This window comes from Niveispirillum sp. CC-CTL257 (genome assembly GCF_059489915.1).
The window spans coordinates 278370-291481 of the sequence record NZ_JCAJXE010000004.1; the positions used below are offsets into that span (position 1 = coordinate 278370).

Here is a 13112-nt window from a genome sequence, read left to right on the forward strand (position 1 = left end):
TTGGGGAGGGAATGATGCTGCGCCAGATTGAGCCGTCACGTCGCAATTTCCTGGTGGGGGCAGGCAAGTTCGCGGCCGTCGCACCGCTGGCCGCCTCCATGCCCTGGGGTGCGGCGCGGGCGGCCACGCCGGTCAATGCCTGTCCGCCTGTATCCGCCTGGACCGACCTTAACAAGGCGGTCAGCGGTGGTGTGCTGCGCCCGCAGGACCCGTTCTTCAATGATGTCTGCCGGCCCAACAACCTGCGATACAACACCTTGCCCATGGGCATTGCCCGCTGTTTGAAGACCGAGGATGTGCAGAGCGCCCTGAAATGGGTGCAGCAGCAGGGCCTGCCCTTCGCCGTGCGGTCCGGCGGGCATAATTATGCCGGCTATTCCTCCACCAACGGCCTGCTGATCGACATGTCGCTGATGGCTGGCGTGGAGGTGGTGGACAAGAAGGAAGGGATCGTCCGGGTCAAGGGCGGCACCGGCAACGCCCTGGTCTATAAGGACCTGGAACGGGCCGGGCGCACCATCACCCATGGCCGCTGTGACGCCGTAGGGGCGGCGGGTTTCCTGCTGGGTGGCGGCATCGGGTTCAGCATGCGTATGTATGGCATCGCGTCGGACCTTCTGGCCGGCACCACCGTGGTGACGGCGGATTGTGAGCGCCATGATGCCAATGCCAAGAATGACAGCGACCTGTACTGGGCCTGCCGGGGTGGGGCCGGCGGCAATTTCGGGATCAATACCGAATTCCTGCTGCGCACCTTCCCGGCGGAAACCGTGTCGGTCTGTCAACTGACCTGGACCGACAAGCAGGCGGATGTGCTGTATGAGTTGCTGACAAGGCTGCCCAACCTGCCCAATACATTCGGCAGCAAGATCAATGTCACCCTGCCCAGCATCCAGGAACGCTGTCAGGGCAAGGGCAGTGTCGTGTCGATCCTGGCGCAGTTGCACCAGACCAAGGGCAAGACCCTGAAGGATATGTTCGGCCCGCTGTGGGAAACGGCCACCAAGGTCTGGGTGCATGAAAACATCCCCTATTGGGTGGCACAGGATTACCTGGCGGAGGAGACGTATCCTTATTATTACCAGGAGAAATCCAGCTATATGAAGGCGTCCGGCATCACCCGTGCGGCGGTGGATGCGATGTTTGAGGCGCAGCGACTTCAGCCCGGCACCTCCATGCCGGTGGCGTACAAGTTCTTCCAGACGGGCGGGGCCTGCAACGACATGAAGGCGGACGCCACGGCCTATGTCCATCGCGGCTATGACTGGCTGTTCTCCGTAGAGATGAACTGGTGGCAGCCGACGGACCCGCAGGGCCTGATCGATGATAACCTGACCTGGCAGAAAGATTTCTACGCCCTGGCCAACAAGACCTGTTCGGCGGTCGGCGCGTACCAGAACTTCCCCGACCCGACCCTGGATGATTGGGCCAAGGCCTATTACGGGGAGAATCTGCCCCGGCTGCGGCAGGTGAAGACCAAGGTCGATCCGAAGGGCGTGTTCAATTACGGCCAGGGTATCAAGCCGCTGTAAGGATGGGGCCGGAGGGGGATGGCGGTCGTGCAAGCCGCCATCCCCTATTTCATGCGAAACCGGTTGCGCAGGCCCAGGCCGATCAGGAACAGCAGGATCAGGCCAAGAATAGTCTGCACGCCGGACACGACCAGCGCACCGGGACCCAGAGTGTCCAGCACCTTGCCCATCAGATCCTTGCGGATGCCCAAACCGGCCAGACAATTCACCGCACTCAACCCCACCGCCGTACCCCAGCCCAAATCGGGCTGCAGGAAATACAGCGCCGGAACCCCGGCATCGAACAGGCCGGCCATCCAGACGAGCGGCTTCAGATAACTCCGTCCATAGTCGCAGACCCAGCCATAGGCGGCGATCGGCAATCCCTTGAACCACCCCGCCGCCGCCCGTCGACATTGCAATTCCTTGGCGAAGAACATGAGTTCATCCTCATGCTTCTTCAAGCGATCCATTTCCTGCTTCAACCGCTCATAGGCATCGGTGAACCGCCCGGCCTCATCGCGGTCCCACGGATCGGTCGGCCATGTCGCCCCACGCCAGACCGTATCCTCATGCAGCTTGGCCCCATGGAACCGAGGTGGTTCCCCCAGAAACCGGCTGCCCTTGAAGTCGGTCGGGGCTTTCAACTCGCTGTTGGTAAAGCGTGCAACTCGGCGGAAAGTGGCGCCGCTAAAAAGGGCGGAACCGGTAAAGGTTGCACTGCGGAAATCGGCGGACATAGAAAAAGTGGCAAGGGTGAAAACGGCGTCTTTAGAGAAAGTGACGCTGATGAAATCGTTAAACATAGAAAAATCGGCGCAATTGAAATTTGCATCCCCAAGGAATGTGGCACCGCGGAAACTCGCGTGCCAGGAAAAATCGGTGGCACTAAAATTGGCCTCACCAATGAAGCTGGTGTCGCGAAAATCGGCGTGCCCAAAGAATTTGGCGAAGCGGAAATCGGCGTGCCCAACGAATTTAGCGTTGCTGAAATCGGCGCTCGTAAAAAAATAGCCCTTCCAAAAAACATTCTCGTTAAACTGACATCCCCTGAAGTCAATCCCGTTGCCCGCATCTGGCATCTTAATCGTGTCTGTCCCCGCCCTTTTCCAGAATCGCTGTCTGATGACCGTCAATTCGGTATCGTCAAGGGGTATCAATGACTCTCGTTGTTTATCCGTCCATCGCGACGAATAATAGCGGTTCCACACTTCCCGGTTTTTTGCCTGAAGTTCGTCATCCTCCCATTGTGGTTCTCCATAAAGAGTCGCCAGCAGATACCAGGGGTTTTGCGAGGCGAGAGTCAGGGTGGGTGTTGCTGTGGGGCTGGTCATGGGCCTGGATGTTTATGGTTGCAGGACCCGTGAATGGTACGCGGTGATGGGTGCCTATGAAAGCGGATGTTGAGTGACTGGATTGATAGTCGTGCCGGGTCGGTGATCCTCAGTCTGCCATCGGCCAGGGGGCAAGAGCCGGGCCGATGACTGTCGTCAATCCGCCAGATCACCCTTGGCAACCGCGCTTTCGATCAGGGTCATGGCTTCCAGGATCAGTTGGCGCATGGCGGTGGCAGCTTCGTCGGCGTTGCCTGCAAGGATGGCGTCGGCCACCTTCTGATGGTCGGCGACGCTGGCCAGACGCACGCCCTTGCGCCGGTTGGTCAGGCGGATGGAGGTGCGCAGGGCCGCGTCGACGACGTCGCGCAGCTGGGCATAGAAGCGGTTTCCCGTCGCCTCCAGCACCGCGACATGGAAGGCGATGTCGGAGGTCAGGGGATCATCATCGCCCTGTTCGGCGGCCTGCATGCGGGCCATGGCGGCCTGGATCGCGGCCTTGGCCTTGTCGGTCGCATGCCGGGCGGCCAGTGAGGCCGCGACGGGTTCGATGGCCAGACGCACCTGTGTGAATTCCAGCAGCAGGGTGGGGGAGAATTTCCGCTCCAGCAGCCAGCGCAGGACATCCGGGTCCAGCAGGTTCCAGTTGCGTTCCGGCTCAATCCAGGTGCCCTGACGCGGGCGGGCCTTCAACAGGCCCTTGGCCGTCAGCATCTTCACCGCTTCGCGCAGCACCGACCGGCTGGCACCCAGGCGCTTGCACAATTCCGCCTCGGTCGGGAACGGATTTGCCTGACCATAGGTGCCGGTGACAATGTCAACGCCCAGCTGCTGCAGAATGCCATAGGTGAAGTTCCGGCCGGATTCCGCGCGCAAGCCCCGTTCACTCCCGCTCATGCCTTTGCGCTCCCCGTTAACCGTCCGCCGCCCCGGCGGTCATACCCCACCGCGTCGGCGATAGCATATTTAACAGACGATGGGCAAAGGCAAGACGGAGTGATGGCTCCCTCAGTCGCGGGGAGCCGCCGCGCGGATGGAGAGCAGACCGGCCAGGGCCAGATCGCCGCCATCCAGACCGATGGCACTGCGCCCCGCCACGGACAGGGCCGCCTGATAGGACTGGATCAGGGCCGGGCTGGCGACCAGGATCACGGGGTTTTCGGGCGTGTCCGCCACCATGGCAAGGCCGCCCGCGACATCGCCGCCGATCACCAGACCGGACAGGAAGGACAGGGCATCCTGCGCATTCATGCCGTCCAGCAGCTGTCGTGAGCGTGCCTGAAACAGCAGGTGGGAAAGCGGGGCACCCGACAGCGCGCGTTCGACGCCCATATCGAAAGCCGTTCCCATCTGCGGCTGCAACCCGTCGGTGCCCCGGCCCAGAACGCTGTGTGTCCGCAGCAGGGCGAACAGCTCACCGGTGAAGCCGGTCTGGAAATTCTCCACCCGCCCGTCCTGCAACAGGACCCATTTGGCATGGGTGCCGGGCAGGCACAGAAGATGGCGGCCCTGGGCCAGATCGGGCCGCGTCGCCAGCACGCCCAGAATCTGCGTTTCCTCCCCCCGCATTACATCGGGGGCATCCAGGATGGTGCGGGTGGACAGGCCGGGAACGATGGCGATGGTGCCGCCGGCGGTGGTGAAGCGGGTCAGGCCGGTGGCCAGCGAGCCGACATTGGCGGGGCAGGGATGATAGGCGGCCTCCACCCAGCCGATGGTCGATCCCACCATCCCGCAGAGCAGGCCCGGCAGCGCGCCATGGGTTTCGCGCCAGGCGGCGGTCAAGGCCAAGTATATCTGTTCCAGGCGACCGGCTGACGCGGCCACGCCCGGCCCCTCCGCCCGTTCAAGCACGCGCCCGTCCGGCCCGCACAGCCACAGGCGCAGATTGCTGGTGCCCCAGTCGCCGGCAATGAACGCTGTCTCGCCCTGCATTTGGCCTTCCCCTTGATGGGCCGACAGACCGGCCCCTGAACATGACCTGCGATATATATGATAATTTGGCGACCATAAAGGCTCAAAGCTTGACTGGTCGGATTTATCGTATTATTGAGGGCGCAGAGTGGTGCCGATACCGCGTCCCCCTTCCTCGGATGCGGATCCCTGTTGGGCCACCCTCCCAACCGACTTGATCCTTATGGACCCGGTCCCCGGAAGGGGGCCGGGCTTTTTTATGGTGTGCTGTCCAGGCGGCGTTCGGTGATGTCCAGGCGGGCCTTTAACGGGTCGGTTTTCACCACCGGCCCGTCATTGGTGAAGTCGATCAACCGTTCATCGCCCCCCTTGAACAGGGGGGCAGCCGGATCATCGGCGGGGGCGGGCGCGCCCGTTCTGGCAAAGCTGGTCCAATAGGCGCGCAGACGCGGGGCCATGGACAGGTCGGCCTTGCTGGTCAGGCTGCCATAGCGGGGCAGGACGTGGTCGAACACGAAAGGCAGTTCCTTGGCATGCTGGGTTCCGGGCCAGCGGTCGCGCATGCGTTCGGCGACATAGGAAAAGCGGTAATGATAGGTTGGCACTCCCAGGGCCGCCATGGCACGGACGGTGGCGCGGGCGGGTTCGATGAAGATGGCGTCGCCGGAGACGCGATGCCCCACCTTGTCCGCCGTGTCGGTGCCGGTGGGGTCGTAAATACGCGCTGCCTCATCCCGCAAGGTGCCGAACCGGGACAGGACATCCTCCTTGGTGCCCCCCTCGTGCCAGCCATCGGCGCTGGTGGCGCCGGCCATATAGGGGATGCGGGCGACCTTGCCGGCCCGCATCAGGGCCAGCGGTTCACCCACCATCAGGGCACCATCCACCATGGGGCCGGAATAATCAGCCGTGGCCCGCAGGGTGGCGAGGTTCAGGTTTCCCACCAGCCTTTCCGCCGGCAGGGCACGCAGGGCGGCCAGGGCATCCGGGCCGGTGCCCGTGATCCCCTGGGCTTCGGCGAAACGCTGGCCAATCTCCTCCCCCTGTTTCAGGGTGGGGGAGGGCAGCAGCGTGTCGCGCCCGCCGCCGGACATGGCAATGGCCTTGTGGAACAGACCCGCCGCCAGCGGCGTGGTCAGCAGGACATTGACGGACTCGCCACCCGCACTTTCCCCGAACAGGGTGACATTGGACGGGTCCCCGCCGAACGCCGCGATGTTGGCGGCGACCCAGCGCAGGGCCGCGATCTGATCCATGAAGCCGTAATTGGCGGTGGGGCTGCCCGCAGCCTCCGCCGTCAGGGCCGGGTGGGCGAAAAAGCCGAAACGGCCCAGCCGGTGATTGGCGCTGACCAGTATCACGCCATCGCGCGCCATTTGGGAGCCGTCATAGATGGCGGGGGAGGTGCCGCCATTCACATAGCCGCCGCCATGGATCCAGACCATGACGGGCAGCTTCTTTCCCGCCGCACCGGCCGGACGCCAGACATTGAGGAACAGACAATCCTCCGCCGGAATGGTGGCCAGCGGGGCATCGTCACCGATGAAGGGCTTCTGCGCGCAATCAGCGCCATAGGTGGTGGCCGCCCGCTCCCCCTCCCAGGCGGCGGCGGGAGCGGGGGGGTGCCAGCGCAGATTGCCCACGGGCGGGGCGGCGAAGGGGATGCCCAGGAACCTTTCCACGCCACCTGCGCTTTCGCCACGCACAGCGCCCGTTTGCGTCCGGGCCAGGGGGCCATCGGCGGCCTGCGCGCCCGGTACCGCTAACAAAGCGAGGAGGAGGAGTGTCCTGGCGTTCATCCCTGCTGTTCCTTATCGGTTATTGGCAGCGGCAGGGTAGCAAGGGCGGGACGGTCCCGCTACCCGTTCAGCAACGGGTTGGCGCGCAACCGGTCGACCGCCATATCGACAAAGGCGCGAACCTTGGCAGGGGCGTGCCGGCCCTCCGGGTGCAGGACATGGATGGGGATCGGCTCCTCCTCATGCTCTGCCAGAACGATGCGGAGCTGTCCGGCGGCCAGGGCGGGGCCGACCTGATAATGCAGCACCCGCGTCAGGCCCCAGCCGGCCAGGGCGGCGCTGATCACGGCCTCGTTGGTGTTGCATTGCAGGGTGGGGCGGACGGATACCCGCTGATCCCCATGGAACCGCCAGTCATTGGCGGCCCAGGCGCTGGTGGAAGCGGCGATACGGTGGTCGCGCAGGTCTGCGGGGATTTGTGGCGCGCCATGTCTGTCAAAATAGGCCGGGGAGCCGCAGATCACGCGTCGGACGCGGCCCACGCGGATGGCGGTGAAGCCGCTGTCGGGCAGATGACCGATGCGGACGGCGACATCGATGCCCTCGTCAATGATGTTCACCGACCGGTCGATGAACAGGGTGCGCACCGCCATGGACGGATAGGCATCCAGATAATCCATCAGGATGGGCAGCACATGCATCTGCCCGAACAGCAGCGGGGCCGTGACAGACAGGGTGCCGGTCGGCGTGGCATAGGCACCGCCCGCCGCCGCCTCGGCCTCTACAATGTCGGACAGGATGCGGCGGCAATCCTCCAGATACCGGGACCCACCCTCCGTCAGCTTCACCGACCGCGTGGTGCGGGCGAACAGCCGGGCACCGATGGCCTCCTCCAGCGCGGCGATGGCGCGGGTGACGGCGGGCGCGCTCAGGTTTAACTGGCGCGCCGCCTCGGCGAAGCTGGCCGTCTCCGCGACCTTCACGAAGATGCGCATGGAATACCAGCGATCCATCCTGTTCCCTTCCATGGCGGGTTCTCCGGATGGATATAAGGCGCTGTGTGGGGCCAGTTGCCAAGGGGAACGCGATCAACGCGTCAGAAACCGAAATGGCTGAGGCCCGGATGATCATCGGGGCGGCGGCCCTGCGGCCAGCGGAACTTGCGATCTGCCTCAGTGATCGGATGTTCGTTGATGCTGGCGTGGCGGGCGCGCATCAGGCCGTCCTCCGCGAACTCCCAATTCTCATTGCCATAGGCCCGGTACCATTGGCCGCTATCGTCGCGGTACTCATAGGCGTAGCGGACGGCGATGCGGTTGCCGGTGAAGGCCCAAAGCTCCTTGATCAGCCGATATTCCAGTTCCCGGTTCCATTTACGGGTCAGAAAAGCCTCCACCTCTGCCCGACCATTCACAAACTCCGCACGGTTGCGCCAGCGTGTGTCGGGCGTGTAGGCCAGCGCCACCTTGGCCGGGTCGCGGCTGTTCCAGCCATCTTCGGCCAAGCGCACCTTCTCAATGGCGGATTGTTCGGTGAAAGGAGGCAAGGGGGGACGGGACATGGGGCTTCTCCGGGGTCAGAGGTCGAGTTGTATGGGTTGATCACCGCTGGGGACGGAACAGCAGATCAACACTTCATCAGATGCGCGCGGGGCGGTGGGCTCCTTGAGGTAGCTGACGGTGCCGGCCAGCAGCCGGGTCTTGCAACTGCCGCAGGTGCCGCCGCGACAGCTGAATTCCGGGGACAGGCCGCGCGCCTCCGCCAGTTCCAGCAGGGTGCCGGAACCGGGGGTCCAGCGCGCCTCCTTGGCCGAGGCGGTGAAGGCCACGGGGACCGGGGCGGTGGCGGGCGGGGGCTGCGGCGTTATCGGTTTTGGGCTGTCGAGGGTGCGGGTCAGCGAGGAGGGGCCGAAAGCTTCGGCATGGATGCGATGGTCAGCGATGGTCAGGGCGCGCAGACCGTCATACTGCGCCTGGGTAAAGGCGGGCGGCCCGCAGAGGTAGAAGTCGTAATCGTTGAAGGACAGGTGGCTTTTCAGCAGGGCGGTGTCGATGCGGCCGGCGACATCGTAATCCCGGCCCTCCATGGCATCGTTGGGATCGCTCAGCACCCGGATAACCCGCACGGCCCCTCTGGCCGCCGTGACCAGTTCGGCCAACTCCCGGTCGAATGGACGGTCGGCCCTGGTCCGTGCAGCCTGGAACAGGATGGTGGGGCGGATGGATCGGGTGCGGAGCCCCTCATAGACCACGTGGCGCAGCATGGCCAGCATCGGCGTGATGCCGACACCGGCGGCCAGCAGGACGGCAGGCCGCTTCTCACCGGCGTCGATGGTGAAGGCACCGGCGGGGGCGCGCGCCTCAATCCGGTCGCCCCGGCGGACATGGTCGTGCAAGTACTGGGACACCAGCCCGTCGCGCTTCACACTGATCCGGTAATAACCATCGGACGGTGCCACGGACAGGGTGTAGGTGCGGATCAGCGGCTTGTCATGGCCCGGCAGGGTGACGCGGATGGGCAGATGCTGTCCGGCCAGATGCGGCAGCAGACCGGCCCCGTCGGCGGGTAACAGGTGGAAAGACCGGATGGTCGCCGACTCCTCCACGATGCGGGCGACCGTGAAGGGCCGCCATTGGGTGGAGAGGTCGGCGGCCCGGAGCCGGTCCGCCGCCTGCTGCCAATCGCCCGTCATCAGGGAATTGGGCGACCAGCCCTGCTCCCGGAAGGACCAGCGCAGGGGCAGGGCCGCCGGGCGATGCACCACGCGGCGGGCACGGAAGGACCAGAGCCGTTCGGCCCCCTGGAACGACGCCACCTCCGGCCCGTCCAGGATCAGGGCGGCATCACCCGTCATGTGCAGCATGTCGCCGGTCGTGAAATCCACAAAGACCAGCCCGGCCTTGCCGTTCAGCAGGATATTGCCCAGGGTCGAGAAGAACAGGTTGCCGGCGAAATCCGGGATGGTCAGGGTGCCGTCATCACCGACGCGCACAAAGCCCGCCTTGCCGCCGCGATGGGAGACATCGACCTGCCGATGTCCCTCCCGGTCGGCATAGGATGCCACGAAGAACGTGTCCGCCGCCTCAATCACGGCGCGGGCATTGGCGTCGATCTGGTTGCTTTCCTGTACATCGCCAGTGAAGGGTTCGGCGGGGGCGCGGGCCAGGGCGACGTCGCGCAGCTGGATATATTGCGGGCAATTGCCGAAGCTCTGATCCACCTCAAACCGCAGCAGGCCGGGATGGGTGGCGCGGATGATGCCGTTGACACGGTTGCGACGGCGGGTATGCAGCTCAATCCCCAGCAGGCCAATGGCGTCACCCGCCTGCATGCCGGCACTGGCCGGGTCCTGCGGGCTCAAGGGCACCTGGATATCCAGCCGCGTTGCTGTGGGGGAGGTGATGAAACCCGCCCCACCGGCCAGCAGCGTGGCCCAGGCATCGCCCCTGTCATCCACTGACCCGGCCACGATGAAGGGGACCTGGGCATAGAAGTCGCGATGCTGCTGGGGCATGAAATCGCGGATCACCCGCTGCCCCACATCCTGCATCCGCGCAGCCACGCCCAGCTTTTCCTGAAGCGCCGTTTCACCTTCGTGCCAGACGGGCAGCTTGCTGCTCATCATCCCCTCCATCGCTTGGGGGTCAGAGATCAGGCGAACAGGCCGACCTTGTTGCGGGCAAACGGCACGAAACCGGGCAGCCCCTCGATACGGCTCAGGAAGGCCTTTACGCGCGGATAGGTAGTAAGGTCCACATTACCCTCCGGCGCACTGGACAGATACGAGTAGAGGGCGACATCGGCAATGGTGGGGCGGGTGCCGACCAGCCAGTCACGGTCCTTCAGATGAGCCTCCAGCCGGGTCAGCAGCGTGTGGGCGCGGGCGATCACCTCGTCGGGGTTCAGCTTCGCGCCCAGCAAGGTTATCAGCCGAGCCGCCGCCGGGCCGAAGGCCAGATCGCCTGTGGTGACGGACAACCAGCGCTGAACCGCAGCGGCCCCTTCGGCATCCTCGGGCAGCCAATTGCCGCCATGTTTCTTGGCCAGATAGATCAGGATCGCGACGCTGTCGGGGATCACGACCCCGTCATCTTCCAGCACCGGCACCTGACCGAACGGGTTCAGGGCCAGGAATTCCGGGCGCTTATGCGCGCCGGCCATCAGATCGACCTCTACCAGTTCATGCGGCAGGGCCAGCAGTGACAGAAACAGGCGGGCGCGGTGGGCATTGCCCGACAGGGGATGGTAATGGAGCTTCATGGTTCTGATCCCTGGTTTCATGGGGCCGGCGGTCCCGGCCTTCCAGGGGAGAATGGATCATGAAGGTGATGACGTTAATCCGCTGCCTGAGCAGTTCATTATTTCATCGGGTGAAATAGTGTTGAAACAAAAAGGGCGGAACCTTTTGGCCCCGCCCTTGGATCGTCAGCTTAGTTGGCCGGTCCCGGAGTCACATGCGCCTTGGTCCAGCGCTCCACCTCACTGTACCAGAAGACGCTGTTCTGCGGCTTCAGGACCCAGTGGTTTTCGTCCGGGAAATAGACCAGACGGCTTTCCACGCCCCGGCGCTGAAGCGTGTTGAAAAGTTCGATGCCGTGATTGATCGGCACGCGCAGGTCCTGTTCACCATGCAGGATCAGGGACGGGGTCTTGAAGTTGCCCGCCTGCATATGCGGGGAATTGCGGGCGATATTGGCCTGATCGTCCCAGAACTCCTTGAACCGCGCCTGGCTGCCGCTGAAATCGGCGGCGTACTGGGTATAGAGGTTATAGACCGGCGCGTGGATGACCAGGGTCTTGAACGGATGTTCACGGCCCAGGATGAAGCTGTTCAGGTAGCCGCCATAGGAGGCACCGGCGGCCAGCATGCGGTCCTTATCAATGAAGGGCTTGGCGGCCAGCCATTCGGCGGCCTTCATCGTGTCCTGATAGGGCACCTCACCCCATTCCGGGTTGATGCTGTCGGTGAAGGCCTGGCCAAAGCCGCTGGACCCGTGGAAGTTATGCCAGGTGACAACATAACCCCAGCCGGCAAACACCTGCGCGTTCCAGCGATAGCTGAAAGCATCGCTGATGGCATTGTGCGGGCCGCCATGGACCAGCATCATGGCCGGATACTTTTTCGTGGGATCAAAATTGGGCGGATAGACCACCCACATCTGAATGTCGGCGTTGTTCGCCCCCTTGTAGGTGACGCTTTCCACCTTGCCCATCTGGAAGCCCGTCAGGGCCTGGGCATTGGCGGCGGAGATATCGCGGACCTTGCCGGACTTCGCGTCGATGGCGACCAACTCGGCAGGCGCGCTGATCGACTGACGCAGGGCCACCAGCGACTTGCCGGCCACTTCCACATCCGTCACATCACCGGTGGAGCCATCGGTGATGCGGCGCGGCTTGTCCTTGCCCTTGGGGTCATAGCGATAGACACGCTGAACTGATGCATCGTCCACCGCGCCATACAGGGCGGCACTGTCATCGGTCCAGGAGAAATCGCTGGCCGACCGGTCGAAGCCGTCGGTGATATTGCGGGTGGCACCCGTGGCACGGTCGCGGACCATCAGCTTCGCATTCTCGCCATAGAAGCCGAAAATAGTGCGCTGATTATAGGCAAGCGACTTGCCGTCCGGGGAATAGACGGGATTGCTGTCCGGCCCGGTCTTGTTGTCGGGTGTGATGTTGGTGGCGGAACCGCCAGCAACGGCAATGGTGAACAGGTCGATATTGGGGCGGTTGCCGACCTTGTCGACATTGACCGGGAAGGCGATTTCCTTGCCATCAGGGGAGATGTCGAACGGCGCGCCGCCTTCGTTATACTGCACCGACACGCCAGACCCCAGCGTGATAGCGCGCGGGGATGCACCGTCAATGTCGGTGGCGTAGAGATGGTTCTCGCGGTCGTCCAGATAATGGTCGAAATAGGCGATGGGAGCCTTGTCCCAGACCTTGGCCGACATCTTGGTCTCTTCCCGGTCCTTCAGGCGCTTGGCCTGATCGTCCCAGGATTGCAGGTCGGTCCAGACGCGGGTCATGAAGACCAGGCCCTTACCATCGGCCAGCCATTTCGGGGTGCGGGCACCGGTGGGGACAGTCGTCACCCGCTTGGCCTCGCCCCCGCCCACGGGCAGGACATAGATCTGCGGGGCCTTGTCATCGTCGCGCTTGGCGGTGAAGGCGATATATTTGCCATCCGGGCTCCACACCGCGTCGGCCTCTGCCGCCGGATCGGTGGTCAGCTGCCGGGCCGGGCCGCCATCGACGGGGAACAACCACAGGTCGGCGGCGCGCTTGTCCGTCTTCAAGTCAAAGACGGAAACCGACACCACCGCCGACTTGCCATCGGGCGACAGGGCGGGCGAGGCCACCCGCTTCAGACCCCACATGTCCGTGGCGGTCATCACCTTCTTCTCCTGGGCCATGACCGGGGCGGCAAACGCCACCGACGCGGCCCCCAGCAACAGACCCACACGCGCGAAAGACCCAAAACGCATTTCTTATCCTCCGTCCGACTGGATTTTGGGGCGCAGGATGCCAGCGATGGGGGTAGCCCGATAGGGCTGTAACAAGCCTGTTACGAAGCGGTGACAATTGTGTCGGGTGTGCTGCCGCTTGACGCA

10 protein-coding genes are annotated in these 13112 nt (G+C 64.0%); 1 reads left to right on the plus strand and 9 read right to left on the minus strand.

The window, feature by feature from the left end; all coding sequences use genetic code 11:
• Nucleotides 1-11: 11 nt before the first annotated feature.
• The gene (locus ABC729_RS21850; RefSeq protein WP_495609724.1) at nucleotides 12-1532 is read left to right on the plus strand and encodes an FAD-binding oxidoreductase; all 1521 of its coding nucleotides are present in this window, start codon (nucleotides 12-14) and stop codon (nucleotides 1530-1532) included.
• A gap of 44 nt (nucleotides 1533-1576) precedes the next feature.
• Here the strand turns inward: ABC729_RS21850 and ABC729_RS21855 are convergent, their stop codons facing one another.
• The 9 genes from ABC729_RS21855 to ABC729_RS21895 form a co-directional block, all read right to left on the minus strand.
• A complete protein-coding gene (locus ABC729_RS21855; protein ID WP_495609725.1) occupies nucleotides 1577-2845 on the minus strand; it encodes a pentapeptide repeat-containing protein in 1269 nt (422 codons plus the stop codon).
• 156 nt (nucleotides 2846-3001) lie between these two features.
• Nucleotides 3002-3742: a FadR/GntR family transcriptional regulator gene (locus ABC729_RS21860; protein WP_495609726.1), complete on the minus strand. Its 741-nt coding sequence runs from the start codon at nucleotides 3740-3742 to the stop codon at nucleotides 3002-3004.
• A 111-nt stretch (nucleotides 3743-3853) separates the two neighbouring features.
• The gene (locus tag ABC729_RS21865; RefSeq protein WP_495609727.1) at nucleotides 3854-4780 is read right to left on the minus strand and encodes a 2-dehydro-3-deoxygalactonokinase; all 927 of its coding nucleotides are present in this window, start codon (nucleotides 4778-4780) and stop codon (nucleotides 3854-3856) included.
• A gap of 236 nt (nucleotides 4781-5016) precedes the next feature.
• Entirely contained in the window at nucleotides 5017-6558 is a 1542-nt protein-coding gene (locus tag ABC729_RS21870) for a carboxylesterase/lipase family protein (RefSeq protein WP_495609728.1), read from the minus strand.
• Nucleotides 6559-6617: 59 nt separating this feature from the next.
• On the minus strand, nucleotides 6618-7526 hold the full coding sequence (locus ABC729_RS21875; protein ID WP_495609729.1) for a LysR family transcriptional regulator: 909 nt from the start codon (nucleotides 7524-7526) through the stop codon (nucleotides 6618-6620).
• A 68-nt stretch (nucleotides 7527-7594) separates the two neighbouring features.
• Nucleotides 7595-8059 carry a nuclear transport factor 2 family protein gene (locus tag ABC729_RS21880; protein ID WP_495609730.1) on the minus strand — a complete coding sequence of 155 codons (465 nt, stop codon included), beginning with the start codon at nucleotides 8057-8059 and terminating at the stop codon, nucleotides 7595-7597.
• A 15-nt stretch (nucleotides 8060-8074) separates the two neighbouring features.
• A complete protein-coding gene (locus ABC729_RS21885; RefSeq protein WP_495609731.1) occupies nucleotides 8075-10123 on the minus strand; it encodes a 2Fe-2S iron-sulfur cluster-binding protein in 2049 nt (682 codons plus the stop codon).
• Nucleotides 10124-10149: 26 nt separating this feature from the next.
• Entirely contained in the window at nucleotides 10150-10758 is a 609-nt protein-coding gene (locus ABC729_RS21890; protein WP_495609732.1) for a glutathione S-transferase family protein, read from the minus strand.
• Between the two features lie 170 nt (nucleotides 10759-10928).
• Nucleotides 10929-12986 (minus strand): alpha/beta hydrolase family protein, encoded by a 2058-nt coding sequence (locus ABC729_RS21895; RefSeq protein ID WP_495609733.1) that lies wholly within the window; start codon nucleotides 12984-12986, stop codon nucleotides 10929-10931.
• Nucleotides 12987-13112 lie beyond the last annotated feature (126 nt).

Excerpts from the sequence above, each read along its gene's own strand:
- ABC729_RS21855 (WP_495609725.1), bottom strand. The coding sequence starts at position 2,845 with ATGACCAGCCCCACAGCAACACCCACCCTGACTCTCGCCTCGCAAAAC.
- ABC729_RS21870 (WP_495609728.1), bottom strand. The coding sequence starts at position 6,558 with ATGAACGCCAGGACACTCCTCCTCCTCGCTTTGTTAGCGGTACCGGGC.
- ABC729_RS21865 (WP_495609727.1), bottom strand. The coding sequence starts at position 4,780 with ATGCAGGGCGAGACAGCGTTCATTGCCGGCGACTGGGGCACCAGCAAT.
- ABC729_RS21890 (WP_495609732.1), bottom strand. The coding sequence starts at position 10,758 with ATGAAGCTCCATTACCATCCCCTGTCGGGCAATGCCCACCGCGCCCGC.
- ABC729_RS21880 (WP_495609730.1), bottom strand. The coding sequence starts at position 8,059 with ATGTCCCGTCCCCCCTTGCCTCCTTTCACCGAACAATCCGCCATTGAG.
- ABC729_RS21895 (WP_495609733.1), bottom strand. The coding sequence starts at position 12,986 with ATGCGTTTTGGGTCTTTCGCGCGTGTGGGTCTGTTGCTGGGGGCCGCG.
- ABC729_RS21860 (WP_495609726.1), bottom strand. The coding sequence starts at position 3,742 with ATGAGCGGGAGTGAACGGGGCTTGCGCGCGGAATCCGGCCGGAACTTC.
- ABC729_RS21885 (WP_495609731.1), bottom strand. The coding sequence starts at position 10,123 with ATGATGAGCAGCAAGCTGCCCGTCTGGCACGAAGGTGAAACGGCGCTT.
- ABC729_RS21875 (WP_495609729.1), bottom strand. The coding sequence starts at position 7,526 with ATGGAAGGGAACAGGATGGATCGCTGGTATTCCATGCGCATCTTCGTG.
- ABC729_RS21850 (WP_495609724.1), top strand. The coding sequence starts at position 12 with ATGATGCTGCGCCAGATTGAGCCGTCACGTCGCAATTTCCTGGTGGGG.